Here is a 17,961-nt window from a genome sequence, read left to right as displayed (position 1 = left end):
GGTCGGGGCCGCCCGGCAACGGCGGGTCAGCCCTGCAACGCCGCCGAGACGACCGCGCGGGCCTCCTCCTGGATCCGGGCCAGGTGCTCCGGCCCCCGGAACGACTCCGCGTAGATCTTGTACACGTCCTCCGTGCCGGACGGCCGGGCCGCGAACCAGCCCGACTCCGTGGTCACCTTCAGCCCGCCGATCGGCGCGTTGTTGCCCGGCGCCGTGGTCAGCACCGCCGTGATCGGCTCGCCGTCCAGTTCCTTGGCCGACACCTGCGACGGCGACAGCTTGGCCAGGATCGCCTTCTCGTCGCGGGTCGCCGGGGCGTCGATCCGGGCGTACGCCGGGTCGCCGAACTTCGCCGTCAGGTCGCGGTAGTGCTCGCTCGGGGTCCGGCCCGTCGTCGCCACGATCTCCGAGGCCAGCAGGTCCAGCAGGATGCCGTCCTTGTCGGTGCTCCACGGGCTGCCGTCGCGGCGCAGGAACGACGCGCCCGCGCTCTCCTCGCCGCCGAAGCCGATCGAGCCGTCCAGCAGGCCCGGCACGAACCACTTGAAGCCGACCGGCACCTCGTCGAGCTTGCGGCCCAGGTCGGCCGCCACCCGGTCGATCATCGACGACGAGACCAGGGTCTTGCCGATCGCCGCCGCGGCGGGCCAGTCGGTGCGGACCTGGTAGAGGTACGAGATCGCCACCGCCAGGTAGTGGTTCGGGTTCATCAGGCCGCCGTCGGGGGTGACGATGCCGTGCCGGTCGGCGTCCGCGTCGTTGCCCGTGGCCAGCTGGAACCGGTCCTTCTGCGCGATCAGCGAGGCCATCGCGTACGGCGACGAGCAGTCCATCCGGATCTTGCCGTCCCAGTCCAGCGTCATGAAGCCGAACGTCGGGTCGACGTCCGGGTTCACCACGGTCAGGTCGAGGCCGTACCGGGAGCCGATCTCGCCCCAGTACGCGACGCTGGCCCCGCCGAGCGGGTCCGCGCCGATCCGGACGCCGGCCGAGCGGATCGCCTCCATGTCGATGACCGAGCCCAGGTCGTCGACGTAGGTGGCCAGGTAGTCGTAGCCGGAGACCAGCTCGGAGGCGCGCGCCCGGGCGGCCGGCACCCGGCGTACCTCCCGCAGCCCGTCGGCGATCAGCGCGTTCGCCCGGTCCTGGATCCACTTGGTGGCGTCGGTGTCGGCCGGCCCGCCGTGCGGCGGGTTGTACTTGAAGCCGCCGTCGTCCGGCGGGTTGTGCGACGGGGTGACCACCACGCCGTCGGCCAGCCCGCCGGTCCGGCCCCGGTTGTACGACAGGATCGCGTGCGACAGCGCGGGGGTCGGCGTGTAGCCGTCGCGGCTGTCGATCAGCACCCGGACGTCGTTGGCCGCGAACACCTCCAGCGCGGAGATCATTGCCGGCTCGCTCAGCGCGTGGGTGTCGCGGACCAGGTGGAGCGGGCCGTCGGTGCCCTGCTCCCGGCGGTACTCGACGATGGCCTGGCTGGTGGCGACGATGTGGTCCTCGTTGAACGCGGTGCGCAGGCTCGAGCCGCGGTGCCCCGACGTGCCGAACGCGACGCGCTGCTCGGCCACCTGCGGATCCGGGTGGCCGGTGTAGTAGCTGAGGACCACCCGGGGCACGTCGATCTTGTCGCCGGCTGCGGCGGGGGTGCCGGCGCGGGGATGCACGGACATCGGGGAGCCTCCTTGAGGGCGTGGACCTGCCCGGGATCGTATCGCCGGCTGGTACCCGGCACAGCGGATCGGTAAGCCGCCGTGCGCGCATTGAACCTTTGCCCCCGGTGATCCGAACTACCTACCGTGACAGGGGCTGCAGCGGCTGGGGGGCCGCGGATCGTACGTGTGCTCGTCGCGGCCATGATCGGGCTGGGCGCGCTGCTGCTGCCGGCCGCGCCGGCGAGCGCGCACGCCGCGCTGACCACGGCGACGCCCGAGCCGGGCAGCGTGGTGGCGAGCGCGCCGGGCGAGATCACGCTGACCTTCACCGAGGGCTTCACCGCGGTGCCCGGCCGCACCCAGGTGCTGGCGCCGGACGGCAAGCGGATCACCGGCGCGGTCACCGCGAGCGGCCCGACGCTGCGGATCCAGGTGCGGCGGGCGGACCAGCCGCTGGGCACGTACCTGGTCAGCTACCGGATCATCTCGGCCGACAGCCACCCGGTCGGCGGCGCGCTGACCTTCTCGGTCGGCGCGCCGTCGGCGCGGCCGCCGGAGAGCGACCCGGCCGGCGTGCACCCGTCGGTCGCGGCCGCGGTCCCCGCGATCAAGGTCGTCGGGTACGCCGGCCTGACCCTGATCGTCGGCCCGGCGCTGCTGCTGGCCCTGCTGTGGCCCCGCCGCGTGCCCCGGCGCGGCGCCGTCCTGCTGGTCCGCGCCGGGCTGCTCGGCACCGCCGCCTCGACGCTGGCGGCGCTCTGGACGCAGGCGCCGAACAGCAGCGGCGCCCCGCTGTGGGACGTCTCGGTCACCGAGCTCGCCGACGTGCTGGCCAGCCCGTTCGGCGTCATCCTGCTGGCCCGGCTGGCCGTGCTCGGCGCCGCCGCGGCGCTGCTGCCCCCGGTGCTGCGCGGCGCCGGCCGCCGCCGGCACGGCGCGGCCCTGCTCGGGCTGGCCGCCGCCGGGCTGACCACCTGGCCCCTGACCGGGCACGCCGCCGAGTCGCCGCTGGCCGCGGCGGTGGTGGCGGCCGACGTGGTGCACCTCGCCGCGATGGCGGTGTGGCTCGGCGGGCTGGTCACGCTCGCGGTGTTCCTGCTGCGCCGGGCGCACCCCCGGGTGCTGGGGGTGATCCTGCCGGCCTGGTCGCGCTGGGCGATGCTGGCGGTGGTGTGGCTGGCCGGCGCGGGCACGGTGCAGGCGGTGGTCCAGGTCGGGTCGCCCGGCGCGCTGTGGGGCACCGGCTACGGCCGCCTGGTGCTGGCCAAGGCGGCGATCCTGGCCGGGGTGCTGGTGGCGGCGTTCCTCGCCCGGCGGCTCGCGCTGCGCGTCCCGGTGAGCGGGGCATCGGCCGCCCGGCTGCGGCGCACGGTCGGAATCGAGGTGGCCGCGACCGTCGTCGTGCTCGGGCTCAGCGCCGTGCTGGTGCAGGCCACCCCCGGCCGCAGCGCCACGGTCGAGCAGGCCGCCGGCACCGGCAAGGGCGTCTCCCAGACCCTGACCTCGCCGCTCTACACGCTGCAGTACTACGTCTATCCCGTGGAGCTGGGCGAGAACAACACCGTGCACGGCTTCGCCTACACGCCCGAGGGCAAGCCGCTGCCGGCCGCCGAGTGGACCGTCACGGCCCGCCTGCAGGGCCGCGACCTGGAGCCGGTGTCCGCGCCCATGCTGCCGCTGCACCCCCGCAACGACGCCGTCGGCGCGCTGACGTTCCCGCTGCCCGGCACGTACGAGCTGAGCTTCACCGTCCGGGTCAGCGACATCGACCAGGCCACCGTGCGCACGACGATCACCGTGCCGCAGGTTCCGCCGGCCTCCTGACGGGGCAAGCAGAGGTCTCCGTCGCGCTCCCTGGAGGCCCTCCCGTGCAAGTGTCCGTGATCGGCAACCCCGACGACACCGTGGTCGTGACCGTCCGCGGCGACCTCGACGACGGCTCGGACACCGTGCTCGGCACCACCCTGGAACAGGTGCTCGACCGCCCGGCGCCGCGGGTGGTGGTCGACGTGTCCGGCATCGGCTTCTGCGACTCCACCGGGCTGCGCTCGTTCGTCGCCGGGCACGAACGGGCCCGCGACGCCGGTGGCTGGCTGCGCCTGGCCGCGCCCGGTGACCAGCTGTCCGGCCTGCTGCGGGTGGCCGGGCTGGACGAGGTGCTCGACGTGCGGCCCAGCGTGGCCGACGCGCTGGCCACCGGGACGGACTTGTAACCTCGCGGCGTGCTCATCCTGCTGCCCCCGTCCGAGGGCAAGTCCGCGCCGGCCGCCGGCGAGCCGGCCGATCCCGCGCAGCTGTGGCTCCCCCGGCTCGCGCCCGCCCGCCGCCGGGTGCTGTCCCGGCTCGTCGCGCTCTGCCGGCGGACCAGCGCCCGGGGCGTCGCGGACTCGCTGGCCGTGCTCGGGCTCAGCCCGGCTCAGCAGGGCGAGGTCGCCCGCAACGCCGCGCTGGCCACGGCGCCGGCCGCGCCGGCCGCGGAGGTCTACACCGGCGTGCTCTACGAGGCGCTCGACGCCGCCGGGCTGGCCCCGGGGGCGCGGGCGTGGCTGGACGAGCGGGCGGTGGTCTTCTCGGGGCTGTGGGGGGTGCTGCGGTTGACCGACCGCATCCCGGCGTACCGGTGCTCGGTGGGGGTGTCGCTGCCGGTGCTGGGCGGGCTCACGCCGTACTGGAAGAAGGCGCTCGGCCCCGCGCTCGACCGGGCGGCCGCCGACGGCCCGGTGCTGGACCTGCGCTCGGGCGCGTACGCGGCGATGTGGACGCCCTCGGGCGCGCTCGCCGGGCGCACCGCGACCGTGCGGGTGCTGCACGAGCGGATGGTCGGCGGCGAGCCGCGGCGCTCGGTGGTGAGCCATTTCAACAAGGCCACCAAGGGCCGGCTGGTGCGCTCGCTCGCCGAGGCCGGCGCGCGCCCGGCCTCGGTGGACGAGCTGCTGGCGGCGCTGCGGGAGCTGAAGTACACCGTCGAGGAGCGGCCCGTCGCGGCGGGCCGCCCCCGTCAGGTGGACGTCGTCGTGCGCGAGCTCTGAGCTACTGGGCGGCCAGCACGTCGACCACGAAGCGCAGGTCGCCGCCGGGGCGGCCCTGCGGGGCCGGGTCGCCGTAGGCCATCGCGGCGGGGATGTCGAGCTGCACCCGGCTGCCGACGGCCACGCCGACCAGGCCCTTGTCCCAGCCCTCGATGAGCTGGCCGGCGCCGACCGGGAACTGGGCCGGCTGGCCGGTCTTCCAGGACGAGTCGAACTCCTTGCCGTCCTTGTAGGTCACGCCCACGTAGTTGGCCTGGATCGTCTGGCCGGCCTGGAGCTTGGGGCCCTTGCCGGCGATGATCTCGGTGACCTTCAGCTCGGTGACCTTGCCGGTGCCGGCCTTGACCACCGGCGGCTGCTGCAGCGCGGGGTCCAGCGGCGTCTGCGCGGCCGGCTGGCTGGGCGCCGGGGCGGGCTCGGTGGGCGCCCCGGCGGCCGGGTCGGCGGGCGCCGAGGCCGCGGCGGCGGGCACGGGCTTGTCGTCGTCGTCGGAAACCTGGATGCCGATATAGACGGCGACCAGTACGGCGATCACGGCGACACCCGCGAAGGCGCCGCTCAGGGCCTGGCCCCGGCGACTGGTACCGGTCTTGTCCTGGACGCTCATCGGTTACGGACTCTCCTGTCAGCGGACATGCGGGAAGACTCCGGACACCGTACTCGCCGCCGCCGGCCGGCCCGGGGCGAACCTCCGCCGAACCCCCGACCCCGGTGATCATCCGGACGGCCGGTTACTCATTTCGCTCTTCTCCGTCACTCACGCAAGGTGAGACGGTGTACCTCCCCACAGCACCACGGCGGCCGCTCATCACGGCACCGACTCACTGCTTGCACAGCACTCGGGACAACCCGCCCGGCCGCCACCGGCGGTCGGCGCGCGCCCGCGAACGACCGGGGAGGGTCGGTTGCCGGACGACGACCGCACGACTGGTCGCCAGCCTGAGTCCGAGGGACGGCCGTCCGACGCCGGGCGCCGCCGGCCCTACCCGGCCACCCCGCGCACCAGCTACGGCTACCGCACGACCGGCCGCCGGGGCGCGGTCGTGCCGCCGCACCTGCTCGAGGACCGGCCGCGCCGGCTGAGCGAGTTCCTCATGCCCGCCGCGGTGATCCTGGCCGGGGTGCTGATCGTGGTGGCGTTCGGGTTCATCCTCAGCCGCGCGGTCCGCGACGACGATCCGCAGGCGATCCCGCCGGCGCAGCCGCCGGCCCTCGGCAACCTGCCGGTCAGCCCGGCCGACCAGTTCCCCATCCCGCTGCCCAGCGCCTCGGACGAGCCGTCGCCCTCGCCCACGCCGTCGAAGGCCCGCACCACGCCGCCCCCGGCGACCAGCAAACCGCCCGCCCCGCCGGACCGGGGCTCGGTCAAGGTGGCCCGCGGCGACCTGCCCGGCCGGGTCGACCTGTCCGCCGAGGGCACCCGCGACTGGGTGCACTGGGGCCAGCAGAGCACCTTCTCCCTGGAACGACGCGAGGACGGCGACTTCCAGATCCTCGAGGGCGCGCCGACCGCGCCGCGCTTCCGGCACGGCTTCAGCCCGCAGCTGTTCAGCTGGTCCGGTGGCTCCCCCGTGGCCACCAGCGACGGCACCCCGACCGGCATCCGCACCTGCGGCAAGGGCAACGGCTTCAGCATCTCGGCCCCGGCCGGCCCGGCGACGCGCACCCTGCGGCTCTACGTGGGGGCGCTGGCCGGGCGCGGCAAGCTCACCGCGAAGCTGACCACCGGCTCCGCCGCAGCGAGCGCGACGTTCGAGGAACGCGGCAACAACCTGGACACGGCGGTCTTCGTCATCACGTACCGGGCGCCGAAGAACGGCAAGATCAGCCTGAGCTGGATCACCGAGGAGGCGTTCAGCCAGGATTGCGGGGGCGTCGCGCTCGAGGCGGCGACGCTGCGCTGAGGTGAGCCGGTCCTTCCGGGGTGGGAGGACCGGGCGTTCCGTGGGGTGCGGGACGCGGGTGTGGAGGGGATCGTCGTGTTTGCCGCCTGGGGATCATGGGTGGCCCGGTTCCGATGGCCGGTGCTGGTGGGCACGGTCGTGGCGGTCGCCGCGGCCGGGATGTGGGGACTGGGCGTCTTCGGCCAGCTGACCGAGGGCGGCTACAACGACCCGGGCAGCGAGTCGACGAGGGCGGCCGAGGTCGTCCGCGCCGAGCTGGGCGCGCAGGGCGGCGACGTGGTGGTCATCTACACGCCGGTCGCCGGCGGCATCGACGACACCGGGCTGGGCCGGCGGGTGCAGGCCCGGCTCGCCGCGCTGCCGCGGACGGCGGTCACGGCCGTGGCGTCGTACTGGCCGGACAAGGCCGAGCAGTACGCGTCCGCCGACGGGTCGCGGGCCGTGGCCGTGCTGACCCTGACCGGCGACGACGAGGGCGAGAAGCTGACGGCGTACCGGGAGATCGACGACCAGCTGGCGGTCGAGGGGGCCACGGCGCAGCTCGCCGGCGGCGCCCCGCTCAGCGACGCCTCGTCCGCCCTGTCGACCCGTGACCTGGCCTTCGCCGAGGCCGTGTCGCTGCCCATCGTGCTGGTCCTGCTGCTGCTCATCTTCGGCTCGCTGGTCGCCGCGTCGCTGCCGGTGCTGGTCGGCGGGTGCGCGGTGCTGGGCTCGCTGGGGGTGCTGCACGCGATCGCGTACGGCCACGACGTCAACTCGTTCGCCGTCAACGTGGCCAGCCTGCTCGGGCTGGGCATGGCCATCGACTACGGGCTGTTCATGGTCGGGCGGTTCCGCGAGGAGCAGGGCTTCGGGCGTACGCCGGCGGAGGCGGTGGCCCGTACCGTGGCGACCGCCGGGCGTACCGTGATCTTCTCGGCCACCCTGCTGATGATCGCCCTGGCCGGCCTGATGTTGTTCCCGCAGGGCTTCCTCAAGTCGCTGGCGTACGGCGGCCTGGCCGCCGTCGCCCTGGCCGCGCTGCTGTCGCTCACCCTGCTGCCGGCCCTGCTGGCGGTCCTCGGCCCCCGCGTCGACAAGCTGCCGGTGCGGCTGCCGCGCCGGCGCACGAACCGCCCGGCCGGCACCGGCTGGGCCCGGCTGGCCGGCGCGGTGCTGCGCCGCCCGGTGCTGGTCGCGCTGCCGATCCTCGTCGGGCTGCTGGTGCTGGCCGCGCCCGTCGCCGGGGTGCGCTTCGGCGAGAACGACGAGCGGATCCTGCCGGCGGGCGACCCGGCGCGGCAGGCCGTCGAGACCCTCAAGGCCGACTTCCCGGCGCTGAGCAGCGCGGGCGTCCAGGTGGTGCTGCGCGGCACGCAGGGCGCGGCGCCGGCAGCCCCGGCCGGTACGGCGTTCGCGGCCGCGCTGAAGCAGGTCCCGGGCGTCGCCGCGATCACCCCGGCCGGCAGCGGCGGCGACGTCCTGCTCTACACGGCCACCCTGTCCGGCACCGACCCGTTCAGCCCGGCGGCGCGCGAGGCGGTCCGGGCCATCCGCGCCCAGCCCGCCCCGGCCGGCACGGAGGTGCTGGTCGGCGGCACGACCGCCCGCAACGTCGACAGCCTGGCGGCGACCGCGGAGCAGCTGCCGCTGATGGTGGGCCTGCTGGTCGGCGCGACCCTGGTGCTGATGTTCCTGGCCTTCGGCTCGCTGCTGCTGCCGGTCAAGGCGGTGGTGCTGAGCGCGCTGAGCCTGAGCGCCACGTTCGGCATCCTGGTCTGGATCTTCCAGGACGGCCACGGCGCGGGCCTGCTGCGGGTCACCCCGGCGCCGCCCGAGGTGGGCATCGTGGTGCTGATGGCCGCGGTGGTCTTCGGCCTGTCCACCGACTACGAGGTGTTCCTGCTGTCGCGGATGGTGGAGGCCCGCACCCGCGGGGCGACCACGGCCGAGGCGGTGACCACGGGCCTGGCCCGCACCGGCCGGGTGATCAGCGCGGCGGCGCTGCTGCTCATCGTCGTGACCGGCGCGTTCGCGCTGTCGTCGGTGACGACCATGCGGTTCATCGGCGTCGGCATGATCGTGGCGCTGCTGCTGGACGCGACCGTGGTCCGGATGCTGCTGGTGCCGGCGGTGCTGAAGCTGATGGGCGACGCGGCCTGGTGGGCGCCGGGGCCGCTGCGGCGGCTGCAGCAACGGGCCGGGCTCCAGGAGTACGAGGACGAGGAGCTGTTCCCGACGGTGTCGGTGGGCCGGCACGCGGCTCCCGACGGGGGCGGCGCCCGTCCCGCGCCGGCCGGGCGCGCCGGCGGCGACCCGCCGTCACCGGAGCCGGCGTCCTCGTGGTTCCGGCCGGCGGGCCCGGGGGCGGTCGCCGGCAGCGCGTCGGTCTCCCCCGCCGCGCCGGTCCCTCCCGCTCGGGAGGTCTCGGTCACCTCCGCTCCCGACGGTCCGGTGTCCCCGGCGGGCCCGGGGGCCGAGCGAAGCGACGGGCCCGTCGTGGCCGGTGCGCCGGTCTCCGGCGAGGCGGCCGGCGGGTATTCCGCCGCCGGTTATCCGGCCGCCGGGTATCCGTCGGCCGGGTATCCGATCGCCGGGTCGGCGCCGCTCGCGGCGTCGTCGCGGATCACCCTGGACCAGCCGGAGGCCGCAACCGCGTCCCGGGCGGCCGGGCCCGCCCCCGAGGCGTCCGACGGGTCGGCCCCGGCCGGGGCCTCCGCCGGGCCCTCCCCGGCCCCGGCCGCCGGGGAGCTTCACCCGGTCACCGTCGACCTGGGCGACCGGGTCGCCGCGCCCGCCGGTGCGGCGCCGTGGACCGATCCGGCCGCGGACGAGCGGGCTCCCGCGGGCGAGGACGTCCCACGCCCGGCGGATCAGGACCGCGACGACGACGCCCGGCGGGAAGAGGGCGGCGAGCGCCGGGAACCCGGCCTGGACACCACGGCGATCCTGGAGCTGCCCCCGCCCGAGTAGCCGATATGGCGTTCTTGCCGCTATTGTGGCCCGCCGGGCGGCACGCACAGCCGGGCGCCCGGCGCAGTCAGTACCATGCCCCGGGAGAGTTGGGGTTCTACCGGGACGGGATGAGCATGACCGCGACCATGGACGAGTCCGCCGCGCCGGGCGGTCCCACCGGCGTCACGCCCGGCCCGGCCGGCGCCGCCGACGGGCCGGCCGCGGGCATCGATGCCGACCGCCTGGCCCTCTGCCTCGACGTCATCGCCGAGGCCGAGCAGCTCGACCCGGAGCACCCCGACGCCGTGGCCGTCCGGCGGGCCACCGCCGGGCTGTTCAAGACGGTGAAGCTGCGCCGCCGCCGGGACCGCCGCGACGCGATCCTGGCCAACGACCGCGCGGTGACCGCCGCCACGGCGACCGGCGCGCCCAGCCGCATCGACGACGAGACCGCCGGCATCCCGCTGGCCACCGCGACCACCACGCGCAGCGCGGGCATCCTGCGCCAGCCGCGCGGCTGCTACATCTGCAAGCAGCGGTACGTGCGGGTCGACGCGTTCTACCACCAGCTCTGCCCGGACTGCGCGGCGAAGAACCACAGCCACCGCGACGCCCGCACCGACCTGACCGGGCGCCGGGCGCTGCTCACCGGCGGCCGCGCCAAGATCGGGATGTACATCGCGCTGCGGCTGCTGCGCGACGGCGCGCACACCACCATCACCACGCGCTTCCCGAACGACGCCGTGCGGCGCTTCGCCGCCATGCCGGACAGCGCGGACTGGCTGCACCGGCTGCGGGTGGTCGGCATCGACCTGCGCGACCCCGGGCAGGTGGTCGCGCTGGCCGACTCCGTCGCGGCCCGCGGCCCGCTGGACATCCTGATCAACAACGCGGCCCAGACGGTACGGCGCTCGCCCGGCTCGTACGCGGCGCTGGTGGCGGCGGAGTCGGCGCCGCTGCCCGACGGTCCGCTGCCGGAGCTGGAGTACCTCGGCGGGCACGCGATGGCGGCGCACCCGGCGTCGCTGACCGACGGCTCGTCCTTCAGCCCGCACGCGCTGACCGCGCTGGCGCTGACCGGCGGCTCGGCCACCCCGGACCGGATCGCCGCGCTGACCGCGATCGACGCGGGCGGGCTGGTGCCCGACCTGGCCCCGACCAACAGCTGGAGCGACAAGGTCCACGAGGTGGACGCGCTCGAGCTGCTGGAGGTCCAGCTGTGCAACGTGACCGCGCCGTTCGTGCTGGTCAGCCGGCTGCGCGCGGCGATGACGAGGTCGCCGTTCCCGCGCCGCTACGTGGTCAACGTCTCGGCCATGGAGGGCGTCTTCGCCCGCGGCTACAAAGGCGCCGGGCACCCGCACACGAACATGGCCAAGGCGGCGCTGAACATGCTGACCCGCACCAGCGCCGCGGAGATGTTCACCGACGGCATCCTGATGACCAGCGTGGACACCGGCTGGATCACCGACGAGCGCCCGCACCCGACCAAGATGCGGCTGGCCGACGAGGGCTTCCACGCCCCGCTGGACCTGGTCGACGGCGCGGCCCGGGTGTACGACCCGGTCGTGCGCGGCGAGCGCGGCGAGGACCTGTACGGCGTCTTCCTGAAGGACTACGCCCCGATCGCCTGGTAGGCGGGTCAGGGCAGGCAGGCCTGCTTCTCCGGCACGAAGGTGAAGATGCGCTCGCCGCCGTCCAGCCGCTTCGGCGGGTGGCACAGCCGGTGCGCTCCCACCCCGAAGCCCGCCGCCGGGTCGCTGAGGTACACCTGCTCGAAGCCGCGCGCCGCGAACCAGTCGCCGATCACCGGCACCAGGTCCGGCGGGCGCCGGTGCCGGGTCCACACCACCGTGCCGCCCTCGCGGCACAGTTGGGCGCAGGCCTCGACCGTGCGCAGCACGTCCGCGTCGGTCAGGTTGCCGAACACCCCGCAGGCCAGCACGAGGTCGGCCGGCGCGACGTCGCGGTAGTGGCGCATCAGGCCGGCGTCGCCGCGGACCACCTCGATGCCGGCGAGGCCGGCCCGCCGCACGGCCGCCTCGGCCGCCGCCACGTTGCGCGGGTCCAACTCGACCAGCCGGGCCCGGACGTCGTCGCGGCGGGGGTGCCCGGCGAGCGCCCCGATCAGGTCGCGGCCCTGGCCGGCGCACATGCTGAGCGCGGTCACCGGGCCGGCGGGCAGGTCGTCGAGGACGCCTCGGATGATCGCCTGCACGGCGGCGAGCCGGCCGGCGAGAACGGATCCGGGGTTGTCGTAGTCGTCGTGCCAGGCCGCCCAGTCCACGCCGCTCACCCTAACGGCCGACGGCCCGCCCGGCCCAGACCCTCCGGAGCGCCGATCATCGGAAAGCTCACCCGCGACCGTCCGAAGAGGATGCCGACGCGCTAGCGTCGACGTTCGCAGAGACACTGCTCTATCGCTCGGGGAGGTCAGATGAACATTCGCAGGCGGACGACAGCCGCCGCGGCCGGCGCACTGATCGCGATCACGACTCTCGCGGTGAGTGGCACGGCGACCGCCGCCCCACCCGCACCGGCGCCGGACGGCGTCACCCACGAGGAGAACCCGCGGGTCCCGGAGGGTGCGGTGTGGACGGAGGCCTACTTCCCGTCCGCGGACCGCAGCGGCACCGAACTGCACGCCGACGTGCTCCGCCCGGCGAACCTGCCGGCCCAGGCCAGGACGCCGGTGATCCTCGCCGTCGGACCCTACTTCGCCCACGCGGGCCAGGTCGGGCCGGAGGGGTGGAGCCGGACCGGACCGTCCAGCCGGTTCGCCGACTTCACCAGCGGCACCGGCCTGTTCGCCCGCGGCTACACCTACGTCATGGTCGACCTGCGCGGCTTCGGCGGCAGCACCGGCTGCCTCGACTGGGTGGGGCCCGGCGAGCAGGCGGACGTCCGGGCCGCCGTCCAGTGGGCGGCGACGCGGCGGTGGTCGACCGGCCGGGTGGGCATGTACGGCAAGTCGTACGACGCCGTGACCGGCCTGGTGGGCAACAACCTGCGCCTGCCGGCGCTCAAGGCGGTCGTCGCCCAGGAACCGGTGTGGAACATGTACAACTACCTGTTCAGCAACGGCGTGCCCCGGCCGAACGTGACCGGCACGCCGAACGCGTACAACAGCATCGCCACGCTCGAGCCGCTGCCGGACGACACCGCCCGCTACCAGGCCAACGCGGCGTACGAGCAGAGCCACCCCGAGTGCCTGTCCGACAACCTCACGAACAACAACAACCCGGACCTGAGCTCGCCGTACTGGCGCGCCCGCAACCTGGCGGCGCAGGCGAAGGGCACCGACACCCCGCTCTTCGTCACCCAGGGCTTCATCGAGAACAACACCAAGCCCGAGGACATGCAGGAGTTCCTCGACAACCACCGCGGCACGGAGCGCGGCTGGCTGGGCCAGTGGGAGCACGTCCGCGGCAACGACACCAACGAGCAGGGGCAGCTCCTGCAGGGTCGCGCGGGCTTCTTCGACGAGGTCATGCGCTTCTACGACCGCTACCTGAAGGGCATCAGGCCGGCGGTCCACGACCCCGCGTACGCCATCGAGGACAACACCGGCGCCTGGCGCGCCCAGCCGACCTGGCCGACCCCGACGACCTCCACCGTGGCGGACCTGCCGGACGGCGCCTACATCGACGACGGCGCCCCGGCCACCCTGGCCGCGCCCGCCGACCGGCAATGGGACATGGAGCACTACACGGACCCGGCCCCGCCCGCCACGATCAGCGGCCTCGCGGCCGAGGCGAACACCTTCTTCGGCTGGTCCACCCCCACCAGGACCCGCCTGCGCATCACCGCGACGCCACGGATCTCGTTGCGGGCCGACGCCCCCGGCAACGTCATGGTCCGCCTGTGGGACGTCGCCCCGGGCGGCTCAGCGGTGATGTTCGACGAGAACGTGTCCCTGATCGAACGCCCCGGCCGCGTGGCCTTCGACCTCAAGTCGACCGACTGGACCTTCGAGGTGGGCCACCAGCTGGGCGTCCAGATCGGCACGATCGGCAGCGGCAGCTGGCTCGACACCCCGAGCGGCAACACGATCCGGCTCACCCGGACGCGCCTGCACCTGGACCTGCAGAACCCGCGCTTCGACGTGCCGACCCAGGGCGGCCGCTCCCCCTTCCTCGACACCTACCTGGCCCAGTACACCCGGACCCTCACCACCGTCGGCGAGGGCACCTTCCCCCTGACCCTCCACAACCGCCACTGACCCCTGCGCTCCGCGGCCCGGACCGCCCGACCCCGCACGGGGGTTGGGCGGTCCCGGCTATGGTCGCCGCATGCCTGTCGTGCTCCAGCTGCCGTTCCGGGGAACGTGGCTCGCCCGCAACAGCCCCGCCCGCCGCGTACCGAGCCACGGTACGGACCTGTTCGCGACCACGTACGCCATGGACTTCATCGCGGTCCGGGGCCGCCGGACCGCGGGCATCCGGGACTGGCGCACGGTGCTGGGCACCGAACCGCCGGAGCGCTTCCACGCCTTCGGCCTGCCCCTGCACGCCCCCGCTCCGGGCACCGTGATCGCCACCCACGACGGCGAGCCGGACCACGAGGCCCGCCGCTCCCAGCTGACCCGCGCCTCGTACGCCGTCACGCAGGCAGCCCGGGCCCGCGCGGGCGCCGGGGCGCTGGCCGGCAACCACGTGATCCTCGAGCTCGACGACCAGCGGGCGTTCGTCGTCCTCGCCCACCTGCGCCTCGGGACGGTGCGGGTCGAGCAGGGTGAGCGGGTCCCGGCGGGCCACGAGCTGGGCGAGTGCGGGAACTCGGGGAACTCGCTCCAGCCGCACGTGCACATCCAGGCGATGGACGACCGCGACCCGTACACGGCCCGCGGCCTGCCGATGGAGTTCCGCGACTACCGGGTGCACCCGCGCGGCGGCGGCCCCACCGTGGACATCCCGCGCGGCGTGCCGGGAGAGTCGGAGGTGGTCAGCCCTTCACCGCGCCCGCGGTGAGTCCCTCGGTCAGGAAGCGCTGCCCGAACGCGTACATGATCACCACCGGGATGCTGACCAGCAGCGACGCCGCGGCGAGCTGGCCCTGCGGCACCACGTCGCCGGCGATCATCGACTGCATCCCCACCGGGAGGGTCTTGTACTCGTCCTTGGTGATGAACACGAAGGCGAACAGGAACTCGTTCCAGGCGTTGGTCAGCGTGAACAGCGCGACCGCGAGCAGGCCGGGCTTGGCCAGGGGCAGCACCACCTTGCCGAACGCCTGCAGCCGCGTGCACCCGTCGACCAGCGCGGCCTCCTCCAGCTCCACCGGGATCGACGAGAAGTACCCGACCAGCAGCCAGGTGGCGAACGGCAGCGTGAACGTCGGGTACGTCACCACCAGCGACCACAACGAGTCGGTGAGCCGCACGCCGATGAGCATCTGGTACAGCGGGATGAACAGCAGGGCGCCCGGCATCACGTACGTGAGCAGCACCGTGACCGTGAAGCCCTGCGCCCCGCGGAACCGCAGCCGGGCCAGGGCGTAGCCGGCCAGGGCGGCGCAGATCAGCGCGACGGTGGTGGACGCCGCCGACACCAGCAGGGTGTTGAGATACCAGCGGCCGAACGGCTGGTTGGTGAACAGGGCACCGAACTGCTCGAGGGTCCACGGCGTCGGCCACAGGTCGTGCTCGCGCGTGACGACCTGGCCCTCGGACTTGAAAGCCGTGACGGCGATCCAGTACAGCGGTCCGAGCACGAAGGCGAGCAGGCCCGCGATCGCGACGGCGGAGCCCACCCCGGACACCAGCGACGACGACCGGCGGCCGCCTCGGGACCGCAGGGTTGTCACCACCCGGCCGACGGCCGCCGCGACCAGCAGGAACAGCCCGAGTATCACCGCCGCTCGCCAGAAGATGTGGGGTGACGCCCAGGCCAGCAGCCCGGTGAACAGCGCCGCGATGACCCACGGCAGCGCCCGGCGTGCGGTGCCGGCCCACGGCGCCGTGCCGATCCACCGGGCCGCGCGGGTGCGGGGCGGCAGCGGGCTGCCGGTGTCCTGGCGCAGGAGCCGGACCAGGATGAACACCAGCGCGCCGATGATCGGCAGCATGACGAGCGTGACCGCCGCCCCGGCGCCGTACTGCAGCTGCAGGATCGCCTTGGAGTACGCGACGAGCACGTACGGCGCGGTCACGTCCCCCGGGCCGCCCTGGGTCAGCAACCAGATGAGGTCGAAGTTGTTGAACGTCCAGATCGACGACAGGGTCACCGTCACGGTGATCACGTGACGCAGCCCGGGCAGCGTCACGTTGACGAACCGCTGCCACGACGAGGCGCCGTCGATGGTCGCCGCCTCGTACAGCTCCGCCGGGATGGCCTTCAGCCCGGCCAGGAAGCAGACGGTGAAGAACGGCACGCCCTTCCACACGTTGACGAGGATGACCGACGGCATGGCCAGCGACGGGTCGGACAGCCAGCCCGCGGGCCAGCTGTCGACCAGGTGCAGATCGGCCAGCAGCGGCCCGATCCCGGATGACGTCAGCAGGGTGTTGACGCTGCCGAAGATGGGGTCGAGCAGCGCGCGCCAGCTGAACGCCGTCACCACGGTCGGCACCACCCACGGCACCAGGAGCAGCCCGGCCAGCACGGCCCGGCCGCGCCGGCGCTGGTGCAGCAGCAGGGCCGCGGCCAGCCCGAGCACCACCTTGAAGATCTCGGCGTACGCGGTGAAGACGAACGAGTTCACCACGCCGGTGTGGAACTGCTGGTCACCGACGAGGGCGGTGTAGTTGCCCAGCCCGACGAAGACGCTGTCCTGCCCGTGCCGTTCCGTGGTGCTCGTGATGACCGACCGGGCGATCGGCACGAGCACGAGACCGCCGACGAGCAGGGCCGTGGGCGCCAGGAACAGCGCCGCCAGCCGCCAGTCCCGGCCCAGCCGCCGCTGGGTCGTGGTCAGCGAGCCGGGCCCCGGCGGCGCGGGTGCCCGCTTCGCCGGGGCCGGCGCGGAACGGACCGAGCTCACTGCGGCAGCCCCTGCTGGGTGAAGATCTGCGCCATCTTGGCGTGCGCGGCCTGCACGGCCTGCGCGGGCGCCGTCCCCTGCACGACCTGCTGCATCATGTCGGTCAGGACATACGCCCCGCCGACGGCCTGCTGGCCCGCGCTGGCCTTCTGCGGGAAGGTCAGCCCGTTCTTGGTCTTCAGCGGCAGCGACAGCTCGGTGATCTTGCGCAGCATGGGGAACGCCGGGTCACCGCTGGTGAAGAACGGGTCGGCGTCCCACACCTTCTGCCAGGCGGGCATGACCAGGCCGGGCGCCTCCTTGGCCACCCCGGCCAGGGCGGGCGCGCTGACCAGGTACTGCGCCAGGAGCTTGGCCAGCCCGGGGTTCTTGGCGCCCTTGAAGACGACGAAGCCCTGGGACTGGCCGAGCAGCAGCGGCGTGTCGGTCGCCGGCCCGGTGCAGTCGGAGAAGACGTGGGTGTTCTCGTGGACGGGGTTCTTCTTGGTCCGGGAGTCGGCGTAGACGCTGAACTGGTTGCGGGTGTAGCCGAGGATCCCGGCGAGCCAGTTCTCGTTGTTGCTGGTGTCGGTCCAGCTGGCCACGCCCGGCGGCAGCATCGGCTTGAACTTCGGATTGGTGTAGATGTCGCCCAGGAACGACACCGCCTGCACCGTCTCCGGCGAGTCGAAGGTGACCTTCCGGCCGTCGTTGGAGGCGATCGCCCCGCCGTACGAGTTGATCAGTGCCTCGATCATGCCGTTGGCGTCGCCGGACCGGTTGACCGTCATGCCCCAGCCGTACCGGCGCTTGCCGGGATCGGAGATCGCCAGGCAGAGGTCCCGCAGCTCCTCCCAGCTGTAGCCGTCCTTGGGCGTGATGCCCTTGTCCCGCATCCAGTCCTTGCGCAGGAACGACCCGATCCCGATGAAGTGGTACGGGATCGCGAACCACTTGCCGTCGAACACGCAGTAGTTCTTCGCCTCGGCGCAGGGTTCGCCGTACTTGGCGGTGAGCGCCTTGACGACGTCCGTCACGTCCTCCAGGTCGCCCAGCGCCTGGAACTGGGCGACGAACCGCGAGTCGGTCATGAACGCCAGGTCGCGCGCCACGCCGCCCTTGACCTCGGCGTCGATCTTGGCCACCACGTCACCGGCGTCGGCCTGGACCAGGCTGTTCTCGATCTTCGTGCCGGTGGCGGCGGCGAACGTGGCGATCGAGCTGTCGAGCGCTTCGTTGGCCGCCGTGGAGTACAGCTTCTGCGACAGCACCCCCATCGAGGAGCCCTTCATCGACGCCGCGGCGTCGATGAGCTCCTGCGGCACCTTCGGTTGCACCTTGGTGGGCGATGCGGAGGTGTCCCCGCACGCCGCCAGGCCGGCCGCACCGAGCACCCCCACCCCGAGTCCCAGAAAGCCGCGCCGCGACCAAGCCGGGTTGTCCATGGATATTCGCCTCCTCCGTGTCCTCGCACCGCCGCGC

At 74.0% G+C, this 17,961-nt stretch carries 13 protein-coding genes; 8 read left to right on the top strand and 5 right to left on the bottom strand.

Features of this window, described 5'->3' with window-relative positions:
• Positions 1-26 precede the first annotated feature (26 nt).
• Positions 27-1,670, bottom strand: coding sequence for a phosphoglucomutase (alpha-D-glucose-1,6-bisphosphate-dependent) (gene pgm / locus Ani05nite_RS10485; RefSeq protein WP_203767219.1), 1,644 nt, complete (start codon positions 1,668-1,670; stop codon positions 27-29).
• A 168-nt stretch (positions 1,671-1,838) separates the two neighbouring features.
• Here pgm and Ani05nite_RS10480 point away from each other — a divergent pair, with 168 nt between their 5' ends.
• From Ani05nite_RS10480 to yaaA, 3 genes are read left to right on the top strand one after another with little or no spacing between them, the layout of a single operon-like run.
• The gene (locus Ani05nite_RS10480; protein WP_239129625.1) at positions 1,839-3,476 is read left to right on the top strand and encodes a copper resistance CopC/CopD family protein; all 1,638 of its coding nucleotides are present in this window, start codon (positions 1,839-1,841) and stop codon (positions 3,474-3,476) included.
• A gap of 44 nt (positions 3,477-3,520) precedes the next feature.
• Entirely contained in the window at positions 3,521-3,865 is a 345-nt protein-coding gene (locus Ani05nite_RS10475) for an STAS domain-containing protein (RefSeq protein WP_203767217.1), read from the top strand.
• 9 nt (positions 3,866-3,874) lie between these two features.
• Positions 3,875-4,681, top strand: coding sequence for a peroxide stress protein YaaA (gene yaaA / locus Ani05nite_RS10470; RefSeq protein WP_203767215.1), 807 nt, complete (start codon positions 3,875-3,877; stop codon positions 4,679-4,681).
• A 1-nt stretch (position 4,682) separates the two neighbouring features.
• On the opposite strand, the gene Ani05nite_RS10465 is transcribed toward yaaA, so the two are convergent.
• Positions 4,683-5,288: an FKBP-type peptidyl-prolyl cis-trans isomerase gene (locus tag Ani05nite_RS10465; RefSeq protein ID WP_203767213.1), complete on the bottom strand. Its 606-nt coding sequence runs from the start codon at positions 5,286-5,288 to the stop codon at positions 4,683-4,685.
• Positions 5,289-5,586: 298 nt separating this feature from the next.
• Here Ani05nite_RS10465 and Ani05nite_RS10460 point away from each other — a divergent pair, with 298 nt between their 5' ends.
• The 3 genes from Ani05nite_RS10460 (at position 5,587) to Ani05nite_RS10450 (ending at position 11,156) form a co-directional block, all read left to right on the top strand.
• Positions 5,587-6,585 (top strand): hypothetical protein, encoded by a 999-nt coding sequence (locus Ani05nite_RS10460; RefSeq protein ID WP_239129622.1) that lies wholly within the window; start codon positions 5,587-5,589, stop codon positions 6,583-6,585.
• Between the two features lie 99 nt (positions 6,586-6,684).
• Entirely contained in the window at positions 6,685-9,537 is a 2,853-nt protein-coding gene (locus tag Ani05nite_RS10455) for an MMPL family transporter (protein ID WP_239129618.1), read from the top strand.
• A 116-nt stretch (positions 9,538-9,653) separates the two neighbouring features.
• A complete protein-coding gene (locus Ani05nite_RS10450) occupies positions 9,654-11,156 on the top strand; it encodes an SDR family NAD(P)-dependent oxidoreductase (RefSeq protein WP_203767793.1) in 1,503 nt (500 codons plus the stop codon).
• 5 nt (positions 11,157-11,161) lie between these two features.
• Here Ani05nite_RS10450 and Ani05nite_RS10445 read toward each other — a convergent pair whose 3' ends face one another.
• Positions 11,162-11,806 (bottom strand): class I SAM-dependent methyltransferase family protein, encoded by a 645-nt coding sequence (locus tag Ani05nite_RS10445; RefSeq protein WP_203767211.1) that lies wholly within the window; start codon positions 11,804-11,806, stop codon positions 11,162-11,164.
• A 150-nt stretch (positions 11,807-11,956) separates the two neighbouring features.
• Here Ani05nite_RS10445 and Ani05nite_RS10440 point away from each other — a divergent pair, with 150 nt between their 5' ends.
• Positions 11,957-13,741: a CocE/NonD family hydrolase gene (locus Ani05nite_RS10440; protein ID WP_203767210.1), complete on the top strand. Its 1,785-nt coding sequence runs from the start codon at positions 11,957-11,959 to the stop codon at positions 13,739-13,741.
• A gap of 70 nt (positions 13,742-13,811) precedes the next feature.
• Positions 13,812-14,489: a M23 family metallopeptidase gene (locus tag Ani05nite_RS10435; protein WP_203767209.1), complete on the top strand. Its 678-nt coding sequence runs from the start codon at positions 13,812-13,814 to the stop codon at positions 14,487-14,489.
• Here Ani05nite_RS10435 and Ani05nite_RS10430 read toward each other — a convergent pair.
• Together Ani05nite_RS10430 and Ani05nite_RS10425 are read right to left on the bottom strand one after the other, a co-directional pair.
• Entirely contained in the window at positions 14,464-16,500 is a 2,037-nt protein-coding gene (locus Ani05nite_RS10430; RefSeq protein ID WP_203767208.1) for an ABC transporter permease, read from the bottom strand. The two genes, Ani05nite_RS10435 and Ani05nite_RS10430, sit on opposite strands and share 26 nt — an antisense overlap.
• Positions 16,497-17,924 (bottom strand): extracellular solute-binding protein, encoded by a 1,428-nt coding sequence (locus Ani05nite_RS10425; protein ID WP_203767207.1) that lies wholly within the window; start codon positions 17,922-17,924, stop codon positions 16,497-16,499. Before Ani05nite_RS10425 ends, Ani05nite_RS10430 begins: the two co-directional genes overlap by 4 nt.
• Positions 17,925-17,961: the final 37 nt, after the last annotated feature.

Origin of the sequence: Actinoplanes nipponensis (assembly GCF_016862275.1) — a bacterium.
In the GTDB taxonomy this organism is placed as follows: Bacteria; Actinomycetota; Actinomycetes; order Mycobacteriales; family Micromonosporaceae; genus Actinoplanes; species Actinoplanes nipponensis.
This window is presented reverse-complemented; position numbering and strand designations above follow the sequence as displayed.